Raw genomic sequence first — 24,351 nt, 5'->3', positions numbered from 1 at the left:
TACAGAGAAAAGCTCTGTATGAAGGGGATAAGATGACACTACTTGCTGAGTACTATTTGCCGGGTCTACATGTGGAAGAGTATTCTATTTCAGTTCCGCTGCATTGGCAGGGTTTACAGCCCGGTTCTGACATTGGGCAAACATCTACTATTAGTTTATTCTGTCGGGTGCTGTGTGCTCCAGAGCATATTCATGATGATCTTCCGCTTTTGGTGTATTTCCAAGGCGGCCCTGGTGGTGCCGGACCTAGACCGTTGAATAGGCAGAGTGAACCTTGGATAGATGAAGCTCTTAAATATTTTCGAGTTGTTCTTCCTGATCAGAGGGGAACAGGACGTTCAACACTCATAGATGCTGCATCTTTTGCTAGTATCGGCAATCCAAACCAGCAGGCTGCATATCTTCGTCAGTTCTTGGCTGATTCAATTGTTGCTGATTTTGAGCACATGCGTCTCAGACTTTTTGGCGGCAGGAAGTGGGTATCGTTAGGTCAATCTTATGGTGGTTTCTTAACGCTCGCATACCTTTCTGCCTACCCTGAAGGTTTGACTGCATGTTTTACAACAGGTGGTATTCCTCATGTACCAGCTAGCCCGCGAGAAGTCTATGAGCATACTTTCCCTAGAATGAAAGCGAAGACTCAAGAATTTTATGGTCGGTATCCTCAGGATATGGAACGTGTTTCAGTAATTGCTGACCGTTTGAGTAAAGCAGATGTTTTCCTGCCGGCAGGTGATCCCCTAACAGTAGAACGTTTCCAGTCCTTGGGTTCAGGTTTCGGTATGAAACCGAGTTTTGAACAGCTGCATTGGTTGCTAGATTCTGCCTTTACTGCTGGAGATGGAAGCATTCCTCGAACTGGACAAGTGGAGCTATCTCAACCCTTCTTGGCGGGTGTGGAAGCTGCTACCGCGTCCAATCCGCTGTATTGGCCCTTGCAAGAGTTCATTTATGCAGATGGCGAGTGTGGTCCTATCGATTGGGCTGCTCAGCAGGTAAGAGATCAGTTGCCCGAGTTTGCTACTGCTGCTAGACCGCTACTGTTCACCGGAGAAGCTATTTTCCCTTGGATGTTTAAGCAGGAACAAGCTTTGCTTCCCTTTAAGGAAGCAGTAAATATACTGATGCGTGAGGGCTCGTGGCCTAATATTTATAATCGTGAGAGGTTGGCCTGCAATGAGGTTCCTCTACAAGCAGCTGTCTACTATGACGATATGTATGTGGACTCACATTTGCAATTGGATACCCTTTCTCGCGTGGGGCATAGCCATGCGTGGGTGACTAATGAGTTCGAACACGATGGAATTCATGCTGGTAACGTTTTTGCTCATTTGTTGGATCTGGCAAGAGAACGCGGAGATTTGGCGGACCTATACTGACATATACAATTTTCAGTAGGAGCCGGTGCAATTGAAAAATACAAGGCCTGTGGAACAGATAAAACGCTGAAGGGGCTTGTAAAAGCAAAGTGATAAGGGAAATATATGGTGAATGCAGACCTAACAATAGGATTTATTGGGTATGGCAACATGGCACAGGCTATGGCTCAAGGTTTAGTGTCTTCGGGTGTTGTGCGAGCTGATCAGATTGTGGCTACTACTCTTCACTTTGACAAGCTTGAAATCTCTACAAAAAAGCTGGGCGTGAGAGCTGTTCGTTCTGCTCAAGAGCTAGTGGAGTTGTCTGACATCGTGGTAGTAGCGGTTAAGCCTCAACAGGTAGAGGAAGCCTTGAAGCCGGTACTTGCAGGGCTGTCGAATGACCAGCGATTTATTGTGTCAATTGTTGCTGGCTACACGCACTCTTACTATGAAAATTTGTGCAGTAAGGGTACACATATAATTTGTGCTATCCCTAATACTCCTATAGCTGTGAGGAAAGGTATCTTGGTAACTGAGACTAAGCACAGTCTCAGTGCTGAGCAATATCAAATATTCCAGGAGGTCTTCCGCCCAGTTGCTCTTATCGAGGAAGTTTCAACTGACCAAGTAGATATTGCGAGCACAGTAGCTGGTTGTACGCCAGCGTTTACTGCCATGTACATGGAGGCTCTTGCTGACGCAGCAGTAAAATACGGACTGAGCAGGCATTCTGCCTATCGTGTGGTTGCTCAAATGCTGGAAGGTACGGGAGCGCTATATTTGGATACGGAAACTCATCCTGGCATCATGAAAGACCAAGTCACCTCACCAGGAGGTACCACGATCAGGGGTGTGGCAGCCTTAGAGCAAGCGGCCTTCCGAGGTGCTGTTATTGCAGCTATTGATGCGATAGAGTTAAGATAACGTACATAAGTGGGACTATAGAAATATAGTGAGCAGAGGCTGCCAGCTGGGGCAAAGGCTCTCCTTGTATTTCGTTAGTCAGCCTTGCGAATAGACTGGATTATATGTCTCTTACCATTGGAATTGTAGGTCTGCCCAACGTGGGTAAGTCCACCTTATTTAACGCCCTTACTCGTAACAACGTTTTGGCAGAAAACTATCCTTTTGCCACTATTGAGCCCAACACAGGCATTGTTCCATTGCCAGACGCAAGGTTGCCTAAGCTTGCTGAATTGGTGCATACCCAAAAAATTGTTCCCGCTACGGTTACTTTTGTGGATATAGCAGGCATTGTTAAAGGTGCTTCAGAGGGGGAAGGTCTCGGCAACCAATTCCTTGCTAATATCCGTGAAGCGGACGCTATCTGCGAAGTCGTGCGTGCTTTTAAGGATGACGACATTGTTCATGTCAACGGTAAGGTGGACCCTGCGGATGATATCGAAACCATCAATACAGAGCTTATATTGGCCGATATGCAGACTATCGAGAATGCGTTGCCCAAGCTAGAAAAGGACCTTCGCGGTGGGAAGATAGACCAGTCATATGTGGATGCTGTTAAAAAGGCTCAGAGTATTCTTGAAGCAGGCGAGACTATTGATCACGCTGCTACCGCTGGCAAGATTGACAAAGCTGATCTTCACGACCTTCATCTGATGACCAGCAAGCCTTTTATATACGTATTCAATGTGGATGATGATGAGCTTCAAAACACAGACATGCAGGCTCAACTTGCTGCTTCAGTTGCACCAGCTCAGGCCATCTTCCTCAATGCTCAATTTGAAGCAGACCTAACAGAGCTTGATGAAGCTGATGCTCGCGAGATGCTCACTGATGCGGGCTTGACGGAGTCTGGTCTTGACCAGCTGGCAAGGGTAGGCTTTGACGTTCTGGGACTACAAACGTACCTAACCGCTGGCGAAAAAGAAGTACGAGCTTGGCAAATTCACCAAGGCTGGACAGCTCCTCAAGCTGCGGGTGTCATACATTCTGACTTTGAGCGTGGATTCATCAAGGCAGATATTGTTTCTTACGATGATTTTGTGGCAGCTGGTGGTTCGATGGCAACTATTAAAGAGGAAGGCAAGTTGCGTCAAGAAGGTCGTGATTATGTTATGCAAGACGGAGATATCGTAGATTTCAAGTTCAATGTGTAAGTGAATTGAAACTGAGAAGGGTCTGTTGCAAGTTTCTCTTTGCAACAGACCCTTCTCAGTGCTGGTTTCTTTACTGACCGATGAGTGAAATACGCTGATGAATATGTTCCCCTGAAAGTGCTTCATCTACCAAACCAATAGCGTAATCAGCATAGGATATCGATGATTCTCCTTTGCTGTTAGTTGAGTATTCTTCACCTCGCAACAGGTAATGCCCGGTGCGTGGACCATCTGCGAGGAAGTTGGCTGCTGGGCTTACATAAGTCCAACGAACATCATCTCTGAGTCGTAATTGCTCCAATGTCTGGCTCATTATTCTGGCTAAGGGAAGCGCTTCTTTCGGGAAATCAGCACTATCTTTCAGTTGCTGCCTATGATCCTTATCTGTATACAGGCTGCCGGCTCCGCCTACGATGAGTAAGCGTGTTGAGACATGAGAAAGAATGTCAGTCAAGTGTTTTATGGAAACCATATGCTCAGGTAAGTTCTCTAGTGTAAACGTGCCGAAAGCATCGACAAGTACGTCAAAATCCTGTACGTCTTCAGTTGTAAGTTCGAAAAGGTCTTTGATAAGAGTGTGTTGTGCTGGGCTTTCCTTCTGATGTCGAACTATTGCCGTCACCTCTATACCACGATTGACTGCTTCTGCTACAATTTTGGAACCCGCCCTACCGTTTGCGGCCACTACAGCCATCTTAATTGCTGACATTCTTGCTCCTTTGCTGATACCACATTACAGTGTTGGGGTCTTTCATGGGAATATGAAGACTCTTTTAAGACTACTGCTGTTGATAGCTGATGGGGTACTTATATCAGATTCATGCCAAGGGTAAAACCTAAAGCAACCATAAGTAAGGGGGCCAAAAATCCCATACCCATATACAGTGTGGCCCGCAAAAATTGCCGATGGTGCAGAAAACTGAATACTTCCCATATAGCAGTAGAGAAGGTGGAGAAGTCACCTAGAAACCTGTGGTAAGGGGCAGACGTGCAGTCGGATCAATCAGAGAACGGGCGCACAATGCTCCGACCAATCCAGCTAAACAACCGGCCGTAATGTTAACGACAATTGTGCTTAAGGGCCAGTTATGGTTCCATAGCTTGTTGATACTTGTATCAAGCATAAAGCGGCATTCAGCACCTAATCCACCGCACAGCATTACCAAGAACCCGATCATCTGTTGCTTTGCTTTCTTCTGGCCAACTTGCAGCCTGCGTTGCTTCCTATCCAAGCAAACAGTAAGCCGCTAGATATCGATATTAGTAGGTAGGCGACTGCCGATAAGTATCGCTGATCACGTAGCGTGGTGAATACTTCTACCAAGATGGTTGACATAGTTGACAGCCCTCCGCATAAGCCTGTGCCCAGTGCACGAGTGCTTATCTGTTGTTGCATGATAGTCATCCAGCTGGCTTGTGCTACATAAGAGGTCAGGTAAGCATAGAAGAGGCAGGCCTACATGTTGGCCAAATAAGTACCTGTGTAAAAATACCAAGAAAATACGGGTAAAGAGGAACAAATGTACCGTATTGCTGTGCCCAGTGTTCCGCCGATAAAAACTGCAAATGCTTCAGCTAAAGAAGATGCAAATGAATGGTTACTGCGTACAGGTTCCATGTGTATTCCTTTATCCAGGTAGGAGGGTCTTACAGGGTCGGCTGCGGCGGGACAGTTCTCTGTGCCCCAGGGCTGCTATGGCTCTGGATTCTGCCGATAAACGCAGAACCCAGAGCAGCTCAGAATTTTCTATTTATAGTTCTTGTTCTTGCTGGGGTAGGGAAGCCTTGTTCTCTGGATCAAGGGTCAATCGATCATCGTCGGCGTCATAGTCAAAGAGTTCTCCGTAACGTCCCCAACCGATGGCAGTTTCGAACTGTTGAACAGCCTCTTTATCTGAGTGATGAGCTCGAAGCAAATCGAGAATGAGGCTGCCATGGAGGGTTTTTGATTCTGAATTCTTTAGGGCGCGATCGATGACTCTCACAAGAGGTACCCGTTGCAAAATCATAGAGGAAAACATTTCTTTTGCTTCCAGAATGTCTGCTTGCTGCCAGCGTTTACCTAATGACGTTAAGCGTACATGTCCGTTGTCTGCATCAAAGATACCCAAGAGAAGACCGGCGTCAATGAGTGGGAAGAGGTCGTCCACTTCGAAAGAGAGTGTGGCTGCTAAGTCGGCCATATCAATGCCGCCTGGATGCTCAGCCACAATATCAGCAAGTCCCGCTAGACCTCCTGGAGTGGCGTCAGGTAGAACTTTAGTCCCAAGGTCCTCCTCTTGCACAGACTTGTTGACAGCTTCCTTGTCTCGTACCTTTGACTGGAGGATGCGTCGGGCATTGGTCTCGTCAGAGCGGCCAGTGAGAATGGAGTAAATGTAGTCAACTGTAGACTGGAATTCCTCTGATTGCTTATCCCGGGGGCGGTCTAACTTGATAGGTACTTCAGCAATGACGTGCCCAGGGTGTGAGCCGAGGACGACGACCCTATTGGCCATCTGAACAGCTTCCTCGATATTGTGAGTCACAATCAATATGGACTTAATGGCATCTGATTCAGCTGACCATACTTTTAATACCTCCTGCCGTAAATTTTCGGCCGTGAGTACGTCCAAAGCAGAGAAGGGTTCATCCATAAACAGCGCATCTGGTTTTAATACTAAAGCTCTTGCTATGCCTACGCGCTGGCGCATGCCACCGGAAAGCTCTTTGGGGTAGGCGCTTTCAAAACCATCTAATCCTATAGAGTCCAAGGCTTCTAAAGCCAGTTTCTTGCGTTCGTTTCGAGGGACACCTCGGGCTTGCAGGCCGAGCTCTACATTTGCTTCTACTGTCAGCCAAGGCATCAATGCAAAAGATTGGAAGACCAATGCCACTCCAGGGTTCGGTCCTTCGAGTTCTTTGCCTCGGTATGTCACAGAACCTGAAGTGGCTGGTACTAAACCTGCAAGAATGCGAAGGAAGGTTGACTTTCCGGCTCCTGAACGTCCAAGGAGGGCAACGACTTCACCTTCATTCAGTGTCAAGGACATATCATCTAAAACTTTAAGTTCATTGCCTTTGTCTGACTGGAATTCCTTGTTGATGTGCCGGGCTTCGATAATGGAGTTTGTCTGCATAATCGTGTGTCTTTCAAAATAGTAATGTAAATCTGCTTATGTTTGAGGAAGTGATAATTGGGAAACTGGTCTCAAGTGAGAGAAAAACGCCGTTTGGCGAGGTTTTGCAGTGGATACCAGAAGAAACGGTTCACTGCCACGACGAAGATACTCATAACGGTAACTCCTGCGATAATTTGTGCTGTATCGCCTGTGGACGTGGCTTCAGCAATGTATGATCCCAAGCCTTGTGCTGTTAGTGTATGTTGACCGTAAGCTACAACTTCTGAGACGATAGAAGCATTCCAGGCTCCGCCAGCTGCTGTAATTCCTCCAGTACACCAGGAGGAGAAAACGGCCGGAAGGATGAGAGTCTTCCACTTTTGCCATGTGGGCTGCCTAAGGGAGCGTGACATTTCTCGTAGGTCGTCAGGAATGGCTGAAGCTCCTGCAATTACGTTGAAGAGAATGTACCACTGTGTTCCTAAGGCCATAAGTAAAATGGAACCCCAGTTTATGTCGATATGCCAAGACAAGAACCAGAGCGTGACGAAGGGGAAGATGAAATTGGCGGGGAATGATGCGCATATTTGCACTATTGGCTGAAGGATACGAGACAGGCGAGGGTTCATGCCAATTGAAGCTCCAATTGGTACCCATACTATCGAGCAGACAATCATGAGCAAGGCGACCCTCAGGAAGGTGAGAAATCCCAAGACAAATACATGCCCAACTTCAGCAAAACCTAAGGAAGGTATTACGAGCTGGTACAGCTTTATCAGACCCCATATTCCTAAGCCAGCCAGCACTATTGCGTAAGCATAGTCAGTAAAGCGATGCCGTTGTTGCTCATTACGAACCTGCGTTTGAGTGCCGGTGATGCCCAAGGGGCGCGTAATAGCATCGAGGAAGCTGGCAATAGGTTTGCCTATAGCTGCCAAAATATCGTTGATTCCGGATAGTCGTATGATAGTGAGAACGGCGCTGCGCTTGGGTTCTGTTGACTCGCTCTGAGTGACCCTAAACTTTTCAGCCCATGCAGTCAGCGGCTTCCATAGGAGGAAGTCTATTAAGATGACCACTACAATCATCGTCAGGATAGCCCAGCCAATTTTACCAAGGTCTTGCTCTGCTGCTGCTTCGCCTACATACGAGCCGATGCCTGGGAGAGCAAATGTTCGGTTGTTGACGGAGATCATCTCGGATGCAGTTAGGAAGAACCAGCCACCACCCACGCTCATCATGCAGTTCCACAACAAAGGGATGACTGACGAGGGAACGTCTAGTTTCCAAAACCGTTCCCAACGGGTTAATCGAAGGGAACGAGCAGCTTCGTCGAGTTCGGTAGGTTCGTTCATCAACGAGCTATAAAAAGAGAAGGCCATGTTCCAAGCTTGGGAAGTGAAAATAGCGAAGATTGAAGCCGCTTCAACGCCCATGATTGAGCCCGGGAATAAAACGAGCCAGATGGAAATCGTTGCTGATAGAAACCCAAGAATCGGTACAGACTGCAGGATATCAAGTAAGGGCACGAGGATGGTGCGTGCTCTTTTGCTACGAGCTGCTGCAAGTCCGTAGATGAAAGAGAAAATGAGTGAGAATGCGAGCGCTATGAACATTCGTAGAACAGATCGTAGGGCGTAGTATGGCAGATTGCGCGGATCTGTGGATACATGAGAAGGGATGCCTTGAGGTCCTATAGGGGCATTCAAATCAGGGAGGAGGTATCCTATAACGCCGAAGAGGGACAGGATACCTATGATCACAATTATATTAGAGAGCAGGCGAGTGCTCTTAGGAACGTTGCTGCGATTGGTAGATGCAGCTGACATGGTTCTCGATGAATTACCGAACATGGTCATGAGCAGTTCTTTTCTGACTATGCCGCATGACCTCGTGTATGCACATATTCTCCTCTGTGGGAAATTGCTCAGTCACTATGCATTGATGGCTGAGCAATTCGAGGAGTACGAGATCTGCGGTAGATGTAGAGCTATAAGAGGCGTCGAATGAGCGTGTAAAGTTATATAACTGCAACTGTGATGTGGAACATCGTCCATGAACCTCACCTCCTTCACTCGCTTGCAGATTTGTTCTGCTGTAGGCCTAGAAGACGGCATGCAAGAAAGGACGAGTAAATCGCCAAACGCGATGTCGTTCAAGTTTCGGCTTCGCATGGCCTTTGGTATTGCGTTAGTCCTCGCCTTGATTTCGACGGGGACTGCTAACCAGCGCGGAGTGTCTCCATTCCTTTGCGGCAGCAACCCATGTCCATGTGGTAGCTTCGCCTACCGACTTCATCACCTAACATAGGAGATAGGTCTGCATCTTGTCAAGTTGTTAGCTACAAACTTGTCAGCTTAGTACAGTTTGAAACACCGAGTTGTGCGATGGAGGGTAAACCTGCTGACCTAGAGCAGCGGCGCTGCTAAAGTTGAAACGTCAAAACAATAAACCATGAGGAGTTTTGAATTGAAAGTTGTCGCTATCGTTGCAAATCCAGAGCCAAATAGCTTAACGCAAGCGATGGGTAATGCTCTGCTAAACGGAGCCGCAGAAGGTGGTGCTCTAACTGATCTCATTGACCTTAATAGTGAACACTTTAACCCGGTTTATTCCCTTGAGGATAGGCGCTACTACTTGGAGCAGGGGCCGTTACCTGCTGATGTGGCTGCCCTCCAGCAGCGAATCGTTGACGCTGATGTGCTTGCATTCGTCTTTCCCCTGTATTGGTTCTCAATGCCTGCTGTCATGAAGGGTTTCTTTGACCGTGTCTTGTGCCGGCGTTTTGCATACCTTAAGGGTGGAGTGCCAGGTGTTCTTGCTGGGAAAAAGGTGAAACTTATCGTGCTGTGCGGTGGTGAAGAGGAGACCTTCCGTGTAGACGGTGTAGACCAAGCTATCGATGTGCAGATCTGCCAGCGCACCTTGAGAGATTACTGTGGGATCACTGATATAGAGAAGGTATATATCGATGGTCTGATTATGGGGAATATGGACGAGGATATAAGGAAAGAATTGAAAGAACAGCTTTTCCGTATATCTGTGATGGGTAGACAGCTGGTTGTGGGTTCGTCAGACAACGAACAGAGAGACTAATTTATGGATGCACTGACTATAGGTTTTGTTTTCGACGATAGTCTTGACGTTTACGATGGTGTTCAGCAGCACATACTGACCTTAGGCAGAGAGCTGAGTCGAAGGGGTCACCATGTCCACTACCTAGTTGGACAGACGATACAACCGCCTGTAGAACAGGTGCACTCATTGTCGCGTAATGTACTAGTTTCGTTTAACGGGAACCAAATGCGTATTCCCATTTGGGTATTTTCACGTGCTATTCGCCAGCTGCTCAATGAAGTACACTTTGATATTTTGCACGTGCAGGCTCCGTATAGTCCTGTTCTGGCGGGGCAGATTATTGAGCGAGCCGATTGTAATACAGGGATCGTAGCCACCTACCATATCGCTACCACCGGTAGATTACAGCTCTTGGGCGGGCAAATATTGGGTGCGCTGAACGCACACTCGCATAAGCGTATAGACAACATTATTGCGGTTTCTCCAATTGCTGCTCAATATGCCCAAATAACTGCTGGAGCTCGTGGCTGTATCATTCCCAATCCCGTAGATGTCGCACAACTCCTTGAGCGCAGACAGGCAACAGGCGATGAACAGATAGAGAGATACAGGGCTGGTGCGCCACATATTGTCTTTTTAGGTCGATTTGTTGCCCGCAAGGGGGCACAACTGCTTTTAGATGCCCTGGAATGGGGAGAGAGTCAAGGAATCTTCCCTCCAGGTACACATGTAACGATGGCAGGTAAAGGGCCACTTTTGGAAGCGTGTAAGCGACAGGCTTCGAACTTGCGTATGCCGGTGGAATTTTTGGGCTTTATATCTGAAGAAGATAAACCTGCGCTCTTGGCTTCTGCTGATGCTGCCGTCTTTCCTTCGTCTGGTGGAGAGTCCTTTGGAATCGTTCTTTTAGAAGCTATTGCCTCGGGTGCCAAGGTCACTCTCGCTGGGGATAATCCAGGTTACCGATCAACGCTGTTGAATGATGAAGATGCTTTGTTCCCCGTCGGTGGCGACAGGCAATTAGCAGCCAAGTGTCTCGCTGAGCGTTTGGCTCGTGTGTTTTATGACCCGGTTTGGGCTCATGAGTTAGGCAATCGGCAGCGTGCTTTTCTTAATCGTTATAATGTTACTCAAGTGGCTGATCAAGTTGAAGAGGTGTATCGGCAGGCTTTATCTAACCGTTGAACTGTGAGGGTGTAGTGGCAGTTAAAAGCCTTAAATAGCTAGGCATAGACGCAGGTTACCTGTAAGCTTGACTTATGTCATTTTTTGATCTGTTTGGTGCCATGTTCGATATGGGGCAAGATCCTCGCTTCCGTCGGCAGGATGTCGAAGAGGACGAGCCTATCATCATCAATGTTGAAGAGGATGGTCAATCTCGTTCGAGTGCTAGTTCCCATGGTTTTCGTGGTCCGCAAAGTCCAATTGACAACGGACGGCCCAGATTGCGCAGACAGTCCTCGGAACGGCCTGAGATGCGCAAGGGAACCAAAATACTGCTGGCTGTCCTTGCTGTGTTGCTGGTTGTGGTGGCCCTCCTTTTTGCTACAGCGCGTTTTATAACAGATTTGATGTGGTACTCCCAGCTAGGAGCCTCGAGGGTTGTTTGGACTCAGCTCTCAGTGAAGTTCGGCCTATGGGTGGCATATGCCCTGATCCTGACCCTCATCACCCTGTTCTCAGCTACGTTGGCAATTCGAGCAAGACCGGACTCTCCTGATGGTTCTACGATCCGAGTCAGGGGAGATGTCATCGAGGTAGGTCATAGTGTAAGCTCGCGCACAGCTCGGCGAGTTGCTGGTTTGGTTTCGCTAGCTGTTGGTATTATTGTCGGCTTCCAGTTCAATGCTGACTGGTCAAGCATCGTGCTTCTTTTTAACAATCAGTCATTTGGGATTAAAGATCCTCAATTTGGTATAGACAACGGTTTTTATGTTTTTCTGTTACCTGGCTTAAAACTTGTAGCCTCTTCGCTCTTGATGGTATTCGTCCTTGCAGGTTTATGTAGCCTTGTTACTCATATTTTCATGGGCGGTATCAGTCTGACTATGCCAGTTAGAGGACGTGGTATTGTGCAGATGACTCGACGAGCCCGCACGCAAGTTGCTATTTGGCTAATACTAGCCATGCTTGTGTGGGCAGGTACGATCGCACTTGGTATTTTTGACAGGCTTACTGAACAGGGAAGTCATGCCAGTGGGGCAACCCAATTTACTGGAGCTTCATATACTTCCGTAAATGCTAATATTCCTGTAACTGTCATTATGGCTGTGCTTGTCGCGGTTGTCGGCATTGCCCTTGGAGTATGGATACTCACGACACATAGTTTAAATGAGGGTAGGGCTCTAGCAACTTCCGTCGGTGCTGCTTGGAAGGCTTGGAAACTTCCGGTAATTGCAGTTTCCACCTTACTTGTGGCTTCAGTTCTGTTAACGGGAGTCTGGCCATCTGTAGTGCAGCGGTTTAGGGTAAGCCCGAATGCTCAGGAGATGGAGTCGCAGTTTATCCAGCGCAATATTGCTGCTACTTCTCAAGCATATGGCTTACAAAAATTGAAAACACAACAGTACCAAGCTACAACCCAGGTACATTCTGGAGCCCTGGCACAGGATGCTGATACAACTGCTCAAATTCGCCTCTTAGATCCGCAGGTGGTTTCTCCCACATTCCGCCAGCTCCAGCAGTCTAAGCAATACTACTCTTTCGAAGACACCTTAGCAGTGGATAAGTATGATATTGATGGTGTTAGCCAAGATACAGTCATAGGGGCTCGAGAGCTTGACCTTGCAGGAAATGACAATCGAAACTGGGTGAACGATCATACTGTTTTTACTCATGGGTATGGAATTGTTGCAGCATATGGCAACAAGGTCAGTCCTGACGGTCAGCCGTTATTCTTTGAGCAAGACATCCCGACTCATGGCAAACTCACTGATCAAGAGCACTATGAGCCAAGAATTTACTTCTCGCCAAATGCGCCAGAGTACTCTATAGTTGGCTCTGCTCAAGGTAGCAAAACCAAGGGATGGGAATTTGACTATCCAACGGGATCGAATGGCGCTACTAATACCTTTGTTGGTAACGGAGGGCCTTCGGTTGGGAACTTTTTCAGTAGGCTGCTCTATGCCATTCGCTTTGGTTCAGACCAAATTCTTTTTTCTGACAGGGTCACTCCATCTTCCCAAATTCTGTATGATCGCTCTCCCAAGGAGCGCGTAGCTAAACTGGCTCCTTATCTGACTCTCGATGGGCGTGTTTACCCTGCGGTTGTGGGTGGAAGAGTCAAGTGGATCATTGATGGTTATACCACATCTGACATGTACCCATATGCTCAAAAAGTTGATTTAGGTCCGATTACGCAAGACACTACTACGGTGAGTTCGCGGGCAGTCAAAGGTTTAGGATCGCAAGAGGCTAATTACATTCGCAACTCTGTTAAAGCGACAGTGGATGCTTATGATGGTTCTGTTGACTTGTATGCATGGGACACGACAGACCCGGTACTGCGTGCCTGGCAGCAGGTTTTCCCTGGTCAGTATAAGCCTTTGAGTGAAATATCCGGGGATTTGATGAGTCATATGCGTTATCCTGAGAGCTTATTCAAGGTCCAGCGACAGCTGTTATCTCATTACCATGTCAACCAAGCTAGTCAGTTTTTCTCTGGAGAAGACTTCTGGCAAACACCAGTTGATCCGACAGGTAGTGACCAAGAACAGGAACGAGGTGTTAAACAGCCACCTTACTACTTGACGATGCAGACACCAGGAACCAATGCTCCTACTTTTTCTTTGACATCTACTTTTATTCCTGCGGGTACGTCGACACGAGAAATTTTAACTGGCTTCTTATCTGTAGATTCTGATGCTGGTAAAACTGCGGGCAAAATTGGGCCAGATTATGGTACGTTGCGTCTTCTGGAGCTACCTAAAAACTCGAATGTGCCTGGACCAGGACAAGCTCAAAATAATTTTAATTCCGATGCCGCAATATCAACTGAGCTCAACCTCTTGCAATCAGGCTCGACAAAAGTGAAGCGAGGTAACCTCCTAACCCTCCCAGTGGGTAATGGACTGATTTATATTCAACCGGTTTATGTTCAATCTTCGGGGACTACTTCTTTCCCCCTCCTTAAACGCGTGTTGGTAGCATTTGGGGACAAAGTGAGTTCTGCGCCGACTTTGGATGCTGCTCTCGATAAGACTTTTAAAGGTGATTCCGGAGCGGCCGCAGGTGATGCATCTCATGCAGACAAAACTGGAGGATCTGGAAAGCTGTCAGATTCAGGAGAAAGTCAATCAAGCGGCCCGTCTAGTCATCAGGGGCAGGGGACTCTACCTCATCAGACAGAAGTTCCTAATGCAAACCTACAAAAAGCTCTTAAGGATGCAGATCAAGCTATGAAAGACTCTGATGCAGCACTCAAACAGGGTGATTTTAGTGCTTATGGTGAAGCACAGGCTAGGCTGAAAGAGGCCCTTAATAAAGCCCTGCAAAGCCAAGAAAAGAACTAAGCATGAGGGACGGCTAAGTGGTCTTACAAACCTTGTACAATGCTCAACGTTTGTACGTACTTGGGAAGTGAGCACAGATGGCATCTCAATTTTGGTTGATTGTCGGACTAGGTAACCCTGGTGCCAAGTACGAAGGTACTCGTCACAATATGGGGTTCATGTGTGCAGATGTCCTTTCTCAGCGGTGGTCTGTTGCCTTTAGTGACCATAAGGGATTGGCCATGCTAGGAAAAGGAATTATGCGTTTAGGGGGGCAAGAAAGCAAGTTTTTCTTAACGAAGCCTCTCACTTTCATGAACGACTCAGGCGATGCAGTGGCCTCAATTTGTTCATACTACGACATCGAACCACAGCGGGTTGTGGTCATTCACGACGACATGGATTTAGACTTCGGTCGTATCAAAGTCAAAATGGGTGGCTCAGCTGGTGGACATAATGGTATTCGTTCTATTGACCGTTCGCTAGGAACCAACGCTTACAGCCGAGTGAGACTAGGGGTAGGGCATGCTCAGAGAGGTGCTCAAGCTCATCAGCAAACCGTAGATTGGGTGTTAGGGCGTTTTCCTTCCCAACAGCGTAAAGAATTGGAAGACTTTCTAGCTGATGGTGCCGATGCAGTTGAGGCGGTAATGACCCAAGGTTTGCCGCAGGCACAGGAGCGTTTTAATGGCAGGTGAGCAAGTTCAAAGTCTTGATGGTGCTCTACATCCGTTTTTGCAGGACCTCCTGAAAGATAGTAGTTTTGCACGTTTGCTTGACGATCAGCAATCCCAGTTGAGTGGGGCTGAAACTCTTACAGTCCAAGCCGCGTCAGGTATCCGACCGGCCTTAGCGAGCGCTTGTGCACAAGAAGGTACAACCATCCTCATCGTTCCCTCGGAGCGGGATGCGGAAGAAATGGTGTCCTCCTTGCGGTCATGGTATCCTGCGGCTGAAGATATAGCACTGCTGCGGGCATGGGAGACACTTCCTCACGAACGACTTTCACCGCGGGCTGATACGGTTGCTTCCAGGATGGCTGTTTTTCATCGCCTAGCACATCCTAACGAAGGAGATGGGTTCTTCGGTCCTATCCGCCTTTTAGTTATGCCTGTTCGCTCTTTGATTCAACCCGTTGTCCCTGGCCTAGGTGATATAAAACCACTCATCTTCAGGCAAGATAGTGATTTGCCACTGAGTGCTGCTGTTGAACAGCTCCAACGGGCTTCATATACAAGGGTTGACCTAGTGATGGAACGCGGTGAATATGCAGTACGAGGTGGGATACTGGATGTTTTTGTACCCACAGCTGCACATCCTGTCCGTATCGAATATTTTGGTGATACCGTAGACTCGATTAAGTCTTTCCATGCTTCAGATCAACGTACGTATGGAGATGGCCTGAAACAGATTTGGGCTACCCCGTGCCGTGAGATGGAGCTCAACGACCAGATCCGCACGAGAGCAGCTGCTCTAGTTGGTAAGATTCCCAATGCTGACGACATGCTGGAATCAATCGCTCAAGGTATTCCTGTGGAAGGCATGGAGTCCTTGTTACCGGCACTAGTAGATGAATTAGTTCCTGTCGAATCTACGATTCCAGAAGATGCCCGAGTATTGTTATGCGATCCTGAACTTCTCCGTCGATCAGCTGAGGATCTAGCTAAAACAGCTAATGAATTCTTGGCTGCCTCATGGCATGTTGCAGCTTCTGGGCACGGAGCTGGCGCACCAATCTCATTTGAGCAGGCTTCGTTTATCAATTATGACGAAGCAATACGTGCTCTTTCCACGGGTAAGAGACAAGTATGGAAGCTGACGGATTTTAGTGTCGATCCTGATAGGGATGACCAGGTTCGGTTATCAGCACAAGCACCCGAGGAGTTTCGAGGAAATGAAGACCGTGCTAAATCAGGTATTGAAGGGTTGGTAACGACCGGTATCCAAGTTGTCATTACTGCGGCAGCCAAGGGGACGTTGAGCCGGTTGAAACGGGTAGTCGAAGCCAGCGGCTTCCTAGCTAGTATCAAGTTTATTCAGTCTTTAGCGGTAGACGGTTTCATCGATGAAGAAGCTGATTTTGCGCTGTTGACAGAACGTGATTTGACCGGACACTCAAGTGTCGTAACAGGACCAAAATCAGCCAAACGCCGGCACAAAGCTATCGATCTGACAGAATTAAAGGTTGGTGACTATGTAGTTCATGAGCAGCATGGTATTGGTCGCTTTCTGGGGATGCGGCAGCGGACGGTTGGATCCAAGGCAAGCAAAGGTTCACGTGAATACCTTGTTATCGAATATGCTCCTTCAAAACGAAACGCGCCAGCAGACAAGTTGTTTGTACCAGCTGACCAGTTAGACCAAGTCAGTAAGTACATTGGTTCCGAAGCGCCGAAGCTTAATAAACTAGGTGGTTCTGATTGGGCTGAAACGAAAGCTAGGGCTAAAAAACACGTCCGTGAAATTGCCCAAGATTTGGTCAAGCTGTATTCGGCTCGCCAGCGCACACGGGGCTTTGCATTTAGCCCTGATACGCCTTGGCAAAAAGAGCTTGAGGACGCCTTCCCCTATCAAGAAACCCCCGATCAGCTCACCGCTATAGATGAAGTTAAGCGAGACATGGAGAGGCCGGTACCCATGGATCGTTTGATATGTGGCGACGTAGGATTCGGTAAAACTGAGGTTGCTATACGAGCAGCGTTTAAGGCAGTCCAAGATGCCAAGCAAGTGGTCGTTTTAGTTCCTACTACACTTTTAGTTCAGCAGCATTACCAAACATTCGTTGAACGATTTGAAGGTTTTCCTGTACGAGTAGCTCAGATGAGCCGTTTTCAAAGTAGTAAAGAAAATCAAGAAACTATTGAGGGTTTATCTGAAGGCACAGTAGATGTTGTTATCGGGACCCATAAATTATTAAACCCCAAAATCAAGTTCAAAGATTTAGGGTTAATGATTATTGACGAAGAGCAACGTTTTGGCGTCGAAGACAAAGAAACACTAAAAGCAATACGTACCAATGTTGATGTATTGAGCCTTTCCGCCACACCAATCCCAAGAACTCTTGAGATGGCCGTAACCGGAATACGAGAAATGTCGACTTTGGCCACTCCTCCCGAGGACCGTTTGCCTGTTTTGACCTATGTAGGTGTGTATGAGGATGCTCAGGTAACAGCAGCTATTCGTAGGGAGCTCTTACGTGGAGGCCAGGTATTTTATATTCATAACAGGGTAGCTGATATTTCTAAAATTGCAGCACAAGTCCATGAACTGGTACCTGAAGCTAGGGTCGGTGTGGCTCATGGCAAAATGGGAGAAAAGCAACTGGATGCGATTATCCAGAGTTTCTGGCACCGCGATGTTGACGTGTTGGTCTGTACAACTATTGTCGAGACTGGATTGGATATTCCCAATGCCAACACACTTATTGTAGATAGGGCTGACTATTTTGGTCTTTCTCAGCTCCATCAATTGCGGGGGAGAGTGGGACGTGGTCGAGAGAGAGCATATGCTTACTTCCTTTATGACCCGTCTAAGCCTATGACGCAGACGGCACACGATCGGTTGGCAACTATTGCTCAACATACAGCTCTTGGTTCAGGCTATGACGTAGCTATGAAAGATCTTGAATTACGCGGTACGGGTAATTTATTGGGCTCACAGCAGTCAGGTCATGTTGAAGGTGTCGGTTTTGATTTATATGTACGCATGGTTTCTCAAGCTGTTGAAGAGTACAAGGAGCCAGAGCGTAAGGAGTCTATTGCGGTTTCTATTGACCTGCCAGTAGAAGCATCAATTCCTGTGGCATATATAGATTCTGACAAACTTCGCTTAGAAGCATACCGTAAGTTGGCATCTGCTCAAGATGAACAGGACCTGCAAGATCTGTATGATGAGCTCTCAGATCGCTATGGAACTCCACCTCCCGAATTTGAAACGCTGTTTGGGGTAGCTCGCCTTCGTTCCAAGGCTAGGAAGCTAGGCATAAGCGAAATAAACGGTCAGTCAAGCCAAGTGCGCATCAGCAAACTTGATATGCTAGATTCCTTACAAATGCGTATTTCTCGTATTTACAAAGGTTCCCGTTACCGACCGGTGACGCAGACTTTGCAGGTACCTGCCCCCTTCTCTGGTGGATTAGGATCTCATCCTATGAATTCTACGCAAATACTGGCTTGGGCCGACCAACTTTTGGATGATTTAGCCTGGAATTCCACTCAAGGTAAGTAATCATCCAGCCAGTTGTAAACACACAAACCAATGACCTTTCTCGTCCAACAAAGGCACTACTCTTAAGAGTGTTAGCGCAACCTAAGTTGTAATAAAAGGAGAAGTTGTGGCAGCAATTGAAAGCGTATATGCGCGTGAAATTCTTGATTCCCGTGGAAACCCAACTGTAGAGGTTATTCTACAGACCGAAGACGGTGCAGAAGGACGTGGTTTAGTTCCTTCCGGAGCTTCAACTGGTGAAGCTGAGGCTTGGGAGCGTCGCGACGGTGACAAGAACCGTTACCTGGGCAAGGGTGTACTCAATGCGGTAAAGGCTGTTAATGAGGTGATCGCCCCCAACATTATTGGCATGGATGCCACTGACCAGCGTGCTCTAGATGACACCATGATTGAATTGGATGGCACCCCCAACAAGGGTAAGCTAGGAGCAAATGCCATTTTGGGTGTCTCCCTAGCAGCTCTCTATGCTGCAGCTGAGTCTGCTGAACTCCCACTTTACCGCTACATCGGTGGTACAAACGGCCATATTCTGCCTGTTCCGAACATGAACATTATGAACGGTGGTGCTCACGCTGATTTCGCCACAGACATCCAAGAGTACATGATCTCTCCTTATGGCTTCGAGTCCTATCGTGAGGCTTTGCGCGCAGGTGTAGAGGTTTACCATACGCTAAAGGGTGTCCTCAAGAAGGACGGACATGAGACTGGTTTGGGCGATGAAGGTGGCTTTGCTCCAAAGATGAAGTCCAATGAGGACTCCTTAAAGTACATTATGGACGCCATCGAGAAGGCCGGTTATGAGCCAGGAAAGCAGATTGGAATCTGCTTGGATGTTGCTTCCTCTGAGTTCTACAACAAGGAAACCAACAAATATCACTTCGACGGTGAAGATCGTGAAGCTGATTATATGCTGGATTACTACAAGGAACTAGTTTCTAAGTATCCTCTAGTTTCTATCGAAGATCCGTTTGCTGAGGAAGACTGGGCTGCTTGGCAGAAGATTACTGCTGCCATGGGCGATAAGCTTCAATTCGTCGGTGATGATCTTTTGGTCACTAACCCCAAGCGTTTGCAAAAGGCTATCGACATGAAGGCCGCTAATTCACTGCTGGTTAAGCTCAACCAGATTGGAACGGTAACTGAGACCATGGATGCTATTGAGCTGGCGACCGCTAACGGTTTCACTTCCATGGTATCCCACCGTTCAGGTGAGACTCCAGATACCACTATTTCCGATCTTGCAGTTGCTAAAAACACCCGTCAGATTAAGACCGGTGCTCCAGCACGTGGTGAACGTATTGCTAAGTACAACCGCTTGTTGGAGATAGAGGAAGAGCTCGGTTCGACCGCACAGTATGCAGGCTACAGCGCCTTCAAGGCATGCAAGCAGTATATGAAGTAACTCCAAGTAGGCTCGCATAGATGAGTCTTGATGTTTTATGCCCGTGGCATGTCGAGTCGGCTGTCACGGGTAATTTTGTAAATATGACTAGAGCAAGTCGTCAACCCTCCCGCAGAGAGACTTATAAGGGGCAATCTTCCAGCAGCCTTGCAAGTAAGAAGCTGAACCGTCAGCATATATCAATTTCTCTCTGTATATCTATCATTGTTGTTTTCATAGGTGCGATACAGTTAATTTCAACGTTTCACACGTATGCGGTAAATCTGTCGGAACTTAACGGTTTGAAAAATCAGCAAGCCGTTTTACTGGAACAAAAACGGCAGCTTGAAAACGATATTGCCCGTTGGGATGACCAAGCGTATGTCACAGCTCAGGCGAGAGACCGTCTAGGTTTCGTGTTTCCAGGAGAGCAGGCCATCCGAGTGTTGCACCCAGAGGCAGTGACCGGCGGGCAACCTTCGCAGGCTCATAAACAGAGGGAAGTGGATGCAGAACAATCCCAAACCTCGTTGCCCTGGTATAGGGAGATGGCTTATTCTCTCGGCAAGGCAGATGCTCCTTCTTCCCAGCATTCGAGTGATTCAAGGCAAGTAAATTCAAATCGCGAGGGCAACACAACGCAGAGGAATACAGATGGTGATACACAGCCGCGGAAATAATATGGAAGATACTCGCAGGGAAATTGAAATACTGGTTGATCAATTGCTTGCTCACAGGGCTGAAGAAGAGGATATCAACGTAGTACAGGCACAATTAGGACGTTATCCTCGAGGTATGGTGGCTGTTGGAGCCCGCTGCGTGTGTGGGAATCCTCTTGCTGTTGTAACTCGTCCACTGCTACCAGGAGGGATACCGTTTCCTACTACCTGCTATCTAACAGCTCCTGAGGCAGTCAAAGCCATTTCTCAACTTGAGGCTAACAGTGTTATGGAAATAATGAACCAGCGTCTGTCTGAGGAATCTGAGCTGCGCATCCAGTACGAAATCGCCCACCGAATATATCTATTGTTCCGTAAATCGCTTGCTCAGCGTCTCGAAGACGATGAAAGTCATATCGAAGGTATATCGGCTGGTGGTATGCCCAAACGAGTGAAGTGCTTGCATGCACTCAGTGCTCAGTCCCTCATAATGGGTAGAGGTATTAACCCGTTTGGAGATGAGGCTTTAGCGTCTGTTTCTGACGTATTTGATCCTGGCATCTGCCGTTGCGCTCAACCATGGTCACAGCAGCAGAGCCACCAGATGCTGAGCAGATAAAAGGGGTGACACCGGTTATTTTCAACACGGTTAGCTCTAGTACTACTCTTAAATAACCTTAGCGTATCGCTTTTGTGGAGGACATTTTCATGAGTGCTGTGACAGTGGCAGGAATAGACTGTGGTACCAATTCAATTCGTCTCATGATAGCCAACGTGGATGAAAACGGCTTACATGAACTGAAGCCAAGGGATACAAGAGTAGTTCATCTTGGGGAAAAGGTGGATCAGACGCATTGCTTCACCCATGCTGCCTTACAACGGACCTTTGCAGCTGCCGAGGAGTTTGCTGACATCTTAGAGCACTATCAGGTTGAAGCTCTTCGTTTCGTAGCAACTTCCGCAAGCCGAGATGCTCTTAATCGTGATGAATTTGAAGCCGGTATCCAGCGCATTCTCTCAGTGACTCCAGAGGTTATTTCAGGTGAAGAAGAGGCGCAGTTGAGTTTTTTGGGCGCTGTTAGTGTGCTCAAAGCTCGTCAGCAATCAGCCTCAATACTGCAAGTCCCATACCTGGTAGTTGATCTCGGTGGAGGGTCTACAGAGCTTGTTATGGGTGGAGACGGTGTCGCAAGCCCAGCAGACCAAGTCCAGGCATCTTATTCTATGGATATTGGGTCGGTACGTATGACAGAACGTCATCTTTTGTCTGATCCAGCCACGAAGCAACAAATTCAGGAGGCTGTGTCAGATATCGATAGCAGTATAGACAGAGCCTTCCAGCAAGTGCCTGTCCGTAATGTAAAGACGGTTATCGGCGTGTCGGGTACTATCACGACGATGAGTGCGCTGGCTGTACGACTCAAGACATACGATCGAGAGGCTGTAGATGGTGCTCAAATTAGTATGGCTCAAGTTCACGAAGCTAATCGTAAATTGCTAGCTATGAACTCCAAAGAACGAAGCGATTGCAAGGTCATCCATCCTGGTCGAGTGGGAGTTATTCCAGGTGGGGCCATCGTATGGGACAGGCTGCTTGAACGTCTGCAAGAACAAGCTCAAGGAATGGCTGATGCTTATATAGCAAGCGAGCATGGCCTCTTAGATGGTGTTGTTTTGGACTTAGGTCGTCGATGTTTAGACAGGCGGAGCTGAATCTGTTCAGACACTGAGGTATACTTATTAATTGTTGTATGAGCCCTGGTGGCGGAACGGTAGACGCAGCGGACTTAAAATCCGCCGCTGTAACAAGCGTGTGGGTTCGAATCCCACCCGGGGCACTGTGCATTCGATATGCGTGAGTTACGCTTGCTCGGATGTGTGAGTAACAAGTAAATTGCAAGATTTACTCCGAGCAAATACCTCAGGTACAAGCTCAGAATTCGGAGGGAACTATGACAGAGCAGAGCATGCCAGAGGTCAATGCTGAGTTCGGTGCCTACCCAACCATAGATTTCACTGGCAGTGCCCCTCAAGGTCTGCGTGTTCTTGAACTGGTAGAAGGTGATGGACCGCTCGTTCGTAAGGGTGACACAGTTACTGTTAACTATCATGGCGTAATCTGGGGTTCTGACGCCCCATTCGATTCCTCTTTTGATCGACACCAACCGGCAGGTTTCGCGATTGGAGTAGGCCAAGTTATCAAAGGCTGGGATATGAGCGTACCAGGACATAATGTTGGTTCTCGTTTGCTGATTTCGATACCTCCAGAGTATGGTTATGGCTCCCAGGGTGTACCTCAAGCTGGAATTGGAGGGAATGACACCTTGGTCTTCGTAGTTGATATTATTTCGACTCGATGATGTTTGAACTGTGGAGGGCCGGTCAGATCCGGCTTTTTCCATATATGCTCCAAGCAGTACTTGGGGATCGGGAGCAGTATTTGAAGGGGGAAAGCTAGCTAAGCAATTGGTTAGTAGGGTTAGCGCCGCTGGTAACTGCCCTAGTATGCAGGATGAAAAACGAGTGGGTACAGGTTGAAGTGCTCACATAGCTGTGTGGTAAAGGAGGATGTGATGACAGAGGAAAAGACACTTCTGCTCACACAAGAAGCATACGATAAGTTAGAAGATGAGCTTAAACATCGACAGGGTGAATACCGTGATGAGATTACCGAGCGTATTGCTGCTGCTCGCGCCGAGGGAGACTTGAGCGAAAATGGAGGCTATCAAGCAGCGCGTGAGGAGCAAGGCAAGAATGAGGGTCGAATCAACGAACTCATTGTCAAGCTGCGCAATGCAAAAATTTTGAAAGCACCTAAGGCTGGTATTGTTGGTAACGGTTCTATTGTCACTTTAGACATAGCTGGCAGTGAAATGGTGTATGTACTGGGATCTCGTGATATTGCGGTTGCGACAGATTACGAAGTTATCAGTCCAGAATCTCCTATCGGCGCAGCAATTTTAAGTCATAAAACGGGAGACACAGTTTCATACAAGACCCCTAATGGCAAGGAGATCACAGTACTTATTAAGGACGCACAGCCTTTGAAGTAGTGCTCTTATAAAAATGAAGCCAGTTACCTGCTTTTGACCCTTTTGCACGGTTCTTCTGCTGGTAGCTGGCTTTCATATATGCTGCAAGTCATGTACTACATGAGATGACAAACTACTAGGTAGATGGCTACGACATGGCAAACATAACCCGCTACAGTGCCGCCATGGAAAATCTCATGAAATCCAAGTACTTTAGGCCAGGGGTCAGGCTTACGTGACGCGTAGACAACTGCACCTGCAATATAGCAGAGGCCACCGGCGATTAATAACCACACCACAGCCGGTCCTGCAACTGGTGATTTCCAGAAAAGCCCCATAAAACCAATTCCTGCTACTCCAAAGATGATATAGACTGAAGTGTAAAGCCAGCGGGGTGCAGATATCCAGATAACGTGGATAAACATGACAACGATAGTTCCAGTCCAGATTCCAATGAGTATAAGGCGACGCCAAGAGGGAGACAGGGCAAAAGAAATCGGCGTGTACGTCCCTGCAATGAGAAGGAAGATATTGACGTGGTCTAAGCGGCGTAAAATATCAGTGACTTCTGGCGACCAGTTGCCCAAGTGGTAGAGAGCAGAATTTCCGAAGAGGGCTAATGAGCTGATCATAAAAACAGAGCAAGCTAATTTCAGAGCTAAACCGTGACTAATACAAATGAGCACTATCCCAGAAGCTAAAGCTAGAGGGGCTGTGACAGCGTGAATCCAGCCTCGCATCATTGGTTTAGGGCGTCCGTGTACATCCAATCGGATTGTGTGATGCTTCTCCTGCGTCGGTTCTTGTTTCATCGCTGGCGGTTTACCTTGACATTTTTCTTCATCACAATTCTTAAGGTCTTTGCCGGTGGAATATTGGTATGCTTCACATCTCCTAGTGTCGTC

19 protein-coding genes, 1 tRNA gene, 1 pseudogene and 1 riboswitch are annotated in these 24,351 nt (G+C 47.6%); of the genes and pseudogenes, 15 read left to right on the top strand and 6 right to left on the bottom strand.

What is annotated here, in order from left to right; genetic code table 11:
* Window positions 1-32 precede the first annotated feature (32 nt).
* The 3 genes from BOCO_RS02835 to ychF all read left to right on the top strand — a co-directional run bounded on the left by BOCO_RS02835 (window position 33) and on the right by ychF (window position 3,478).
* Window positions 33-1,379, top strand: a complete 1,347-nt coding sequence (locus BOCO_RS02835) for an alpha/beta fold hydrolase (protein ID WP_094722583.1) — start codon at window positions 33-35, stop codon at window positions 1,377-1,379.
* 105 nt (window positions 1,380-1,484) lie between these two features.
* A complete protein-coding gene (gene proC, locus BOCO_RS02830) occupies window positions 1,485-2,285 on the top strand; it encodes a pyrroline-5-carboxylate reductase (protein ID WP_094722582.1) in 801 nt (266 codons plus the stop codon).
* Between the two features lie 104 nt (window positions 2,286-2,389).
* On the top strand, window positions 2,390-3,478 hold the full coding sequence (gene ychF, locus BOCO_RS02825) for a redox-regulated ATPase YchF (RefSeq protein WP_094722581.1): 1,089 nt from the start codon (window positions 2,390-2,392) through the stop codon (window positions 3,476-3,478).
* Between the two features lie 70 nt (window positions 3,479-3,548).
* Here ychF and BOCO_RS02820 read toward each other — a convergent pair whose 3' ends face one another.
* The 5 genes from BOCO_RS02820 to BOCO_RS02800 form a co-directional block, all read right to left on the bottom strand.
* Entirely contained in the window at window positions 3,549-4,187 is a 639-nt protein-coding gene (locus tag BOCO_RS02820; protein ID WP_211278676.1) for an NAD(P)-dependent oxidoreductase, read from the bottom strand.
* Between the two features lie 253 nt (window positions 4,188-4,440).
* Window positions 4,441-4,638, bottom strand: coding sequence for a fluoride efflux transporter FluC (locus tag BOCO_RS07615; protein WP_420835397.1), 198 nt, complete (start codon window positions 4,636-4,638; stop codon window positions 4,441-4,443).
* 14 nt (window positions 4,639-4,652) lie between these two features.
* Window positions 4,653-4,913 carry a fluoride efflux transporter FluC gene (locus BOCO_RS07650; RefSeq protein WP_476727131.1) on the bottom strand — a complete coding sequence of 87 codons (261 nt, stop codon included), beginning with the start codon at window positions 4,911-4,913 and terminating at the stop codon, window positions 4,653-4,655.
* Window positions 4,914-5,229: 316 nt separating this feature from the next.
* Window positions 5,230-6,597 carry an ABC transporter ATP-binding protein gene (locus BOCO_RS02805; RefSeq protein WP_094722579.1) on the bottom strand — a complete coding sequence of 456 codons (1,368 nt, stop codon included), beginning with the start codon at window positions 6,595-6,597 and terminating at the stop codon, window positions 5,230-5,232.
* A 71-nt stretch (window positions 6,598-6,668) separates the two neighbouring features.
* On the bottom strand, window positions 6,669-8,438 hold the full coding sequence (locus BOCO_RS02800; protein WP_094722578.1) for an ABC transporter permease: 1,770 nt from the start codon (window positions 8,436-8,438) through the stop codon (window positions 6,669-6,671).
* A 284-nt stretch (window positions 8,439-8,722) separates the two neighbouring features.
* Window positions 8,723-8,879: riboswitch (M-box (ykoK) riboswitch) on the bottom strand.
* Window positions 8,880-9,033: 154 nt separating this feature from the next.
* Between BOCO_RS02800 and BOCO_RS02795 the strand changes: the two genes are divergently transcribed.
* From BOCO_RS02795 to BOCO_RS02740, 12 genes are all read left to right on the top strand, one after another.
* Window positions 9,034-9,675: an NAD(P)H-dependent oxidoreductase gene (locus BOCO_RS02795; protein WP_244568716.1), complete on the top strand. Its 642-nt coding sequence runs from the start codon at window positions 9,034-9,036 to the stop codon at window positions 9,673-9,675.
* Between the two features lie 3 nt (window positions 9,676-9,678).
* Window positions 9,679-10,842 (top strand): glycosyltransferase family 4 protein, encoded by a 1,164-nt coding sequence (locus tag BOCO_RS02790; protein ID WP_094722576.1) that lies wholly within the window; start codon window positions 9,679-9,681, stop codon window positions 10,840-10,842.
* A 74-nt stretch (window positions 10,843-10,916) separates the two neighbouring features.
* Window positions 10,917-14,168, top strand: coding sequence for a UPF0182 family membrane protein (locus tag BOCO_RS02785; protein ID WP_094722575.1), 3,252 nt, complete (start codon window positions 10,917-10,919; stop codon window positions 14,166-14,168).
* 77 nt (window positions 14,169-14,245) lie between these two features.
* The gene (pth, locus tag BOCO_RS02780) at window positions 14,246-14,845 is read left to right on the top strand and encodes an aminoacyl-tRNA hydrolase (RefSeq protein WP_094722574.1); all 600 of its coding nucleotides are present in this window, start codon (window positions 14,246-14,248) and stop codon (window positions 14,843-14,845) included.
* Window positions 14,835-18,374 carry a transcription-repair coupling factor gene (mfd, locus tag BOCO_RS02775; protein ID WP_094722573.1) on the top strand — a complete coding sequence of 1,180 codons (3,540 nt, stop codon included), beginning with the start codon at window positions 14,835-14,837 and terminating at the stop codon, window positions 18,372-18,374. The genes pth and mfd overlap by 11 nt, the downstream gene beginning before the upstream one ends.
* A gap of 106 nt (window positions 18,375-18,480) precedes the next feature.
* Entirely contained in the window at window positions 18,481-19,776 is a 1,296-nt protein-coding gene (eno, locus tag BOCO_RS02770; protein ID WP_094722572.1) for a phosphopyruvate hydratase, read from the top strand.
* An 83-nt stretch (window positions 19,777-19,859) separates the two neighbouring features.
* On the top strand, window positions 19,860-20,435 hold the full coding sequence (locus BOCO_RS02765) for an FtsB family cell division protein (RefSeq protein ID WP_094722928.1): 576 nt from the start codon (window positions 19,860-19,862) through the stop codon (window positions 20,433-20,435).
* Window positions 20,410-21,033 (top strand): DUF501 domain-containing protein, encoded by a 624-nt coding sequence (locus tag BOCO_RS02760; protein WP_420835390.1) that lies wholly within the window; start codon window positions 20,410-20,412, stop codon window positions 21,031-21,033. The genes BOCO_RS02765 and BOCO_RS02760 overlap by 26 nt, the downstream gene beginning before the upstream one ends.
* Before the next feature lie 89 nt (window positions 21,034-21,122).
* Window positions 21,123-22,127 carry a Ppx/GppA phosphatase family protein gene (locus BOCO_RS02755; protein ID WP_094722570.1) on the top strand — a complete coding sequence of 335 codons (1,005 nt, stop codon included), beginning with the start codon at window positions 21,123-21,125 and terminating at the stop codon, window positions 22,125-22,127.
* A gap of 42 nt (window positions 22,128-22,169) precedes the next feature.
* Window positions 22,170-22,252 (top strand) — tRNA-Leu (locus BOCO_RS02750).
* 114 nt (window positions 22,253-22,366) lie between these two features.
* Window positions 22,367-22,774: an FKBP-type peptidyl-prolyl cis-trans isomerase gene (locus BOCO_RS02745; protein ID WP_094722569.1), complete on the top strand. Its 408-nt coding sequence runs from the start codon at window positions 22,367-22,369 to the stop codon at window positions 22,772-22,774.
* Between the two features lie 213 nt (window positions 22,775-22,987).
* Window positions 22,988-23,467, top strand: coding sequence for a GreA/GreB family elongation factor (locus BOCO_RS02740; protein ID WP_094722568.1), 480 nt, complete (start codon window positions 22,988-22,990; stop codon window positions 23,465-23,467).
* Between the two features lie 95 nt (window positions 23,468-23,562).
* Here BOCO_RS02740 and trhA read toward each other — a convergent pair.
* A pseudogene (gene trhA / locus BOCO_RS02735) lies at window positions 23,563-24,228 on the bottom strand (PAQR family membrane homeostasis protein TrhA); the annotation flags it as partial.
* Window positions 24,229-24,351: the final 123 nt, after the last annotated feature.

Source organism: Bombiscardovia coagulans (assembly GCF_002259585.1).
In the GTDB taxonomy this organism is placed as follows: Bacteria; Actinomycetota; Actinomycetes; order Actinomycetales; family Bifidobacteriaceae; genus Bombiscardovia; species Bombiscardovia coagulans.
The sequence above is the reverse complement of the archived record's forward strand: the minus strand, read 5'-3'. Positions and strand labels throughout refer to the sequence as shown.

Coding starts and splice junctions, on each gene's coding strand:
- BOCO_RS02835 (WP_094722583.1), top strand. CDS start 33: ATGACACTACTTGCTGAGTACTATTTGCCGGGTCTACATGTGGAAGAG.
- proC (WP_094722582.1), top strand. CDS start 1,485: ATGGTGAATGCAGACCTAACAATAGGATTTATTGGGTATGGCAACATG.
- ychF (WP_094722581.1), top strand. CDS start 2,390: ATGTCTCTTACCATTGGAATTGTAGGTCTGCCCAACGTGGGTAAGTCC.
- BOCO_RS02820 (WP_211278676.1), bottom strand. CDS start 4,187: ATGTCAGCAATTAAGATGGCTGTAGTGGCCGCAAACGGTAGGGCGGGT.
- BOCO_RS07615 (WP_420835397.1), bottom strand. CDS start 4,638: ATGCTGTGCGGTGGATTAGGTGCTGAATGCCGCTTTATGCTTGATACA.
- BOCO_RS02805 (WP_094722579.1), bottom strand. CDS start 6,597: ATGCAGACAAACTCCATTATCGAAGCCCGGCACATCAACAAGGAATTC.
- BOCO_RS02800 (WP_094722578.1), bottom strand. CDS start 8,438: ATGACCATGTTCGGTAATTCATCGAGAACCATGTCAGCTGCATCTACC.
- BOCO_RS02795 (WP_244568716.1), top strand. CDS start 9,034: ATGAGGAGTTTTGAATTGAAAGTTGTCGCTATCGTTGCAAATCCAGAG.
- BOCO_RS02790 (WP_094722576.1), top strand. CDS start 9,679: ATGGATGCACTGACTATAGGTTTTGTTTTCGACGATAGTCTTGACGTT.
- BOCO_RS02785 (WP_094722575.1), top strand. CDS start 10,917: ATGTCATTTTTTGATCTGTTTGGTGCCATGTTCGATATGGGGCAAGAT.
- pth (WP_094722574.1), top strand. CDS start 14,246: ATGGCATCTCAATTTTGGTTGATTGTCGGACTAGGTAACCCTGGTGCC.
- mfd (WP_094722573.1), top strand. CDS start 14,835: ATGGCAGGTGAGCAAGTTCAAAGTCTTGATGGTGCTCTACATCCGTTT.
- BOCO_RS02765 (WP_094722928.1), top strand. CDS start 19,860: ATGACTAGAGCAAGTCGTCAACCCTCCCGCAGAGAGACTTATAAGGGG.
- BOCO_RS02760 (WP_420835390.1), top strand. CDS start 20,410: ATGGTGATACACAGCCGCGGAAATAATATGGAAGATACTCGCAGGGAA.
- BOCO_RS02755 (WP_094722570.1), top strand. CDS start 21,123: ATGAGTGCTGTGACAGTGGCAGGAATAGACTGTGGTACCAATTCAATT.
- BOCO_RS02745 (WP_094722569.1), top strand. CDS start 22,367: ATGACAGAGCAGAGCATGCCAGAGGTCAATGCTGAGTTCGGTGCCTAC.
- BOCO_RS02740 (WP_094722568.1), top strand. CDS start 22,988: ATGACAGAGGAAAAGACACTTCTGCTCACACAAGAAGCATACGATAAG.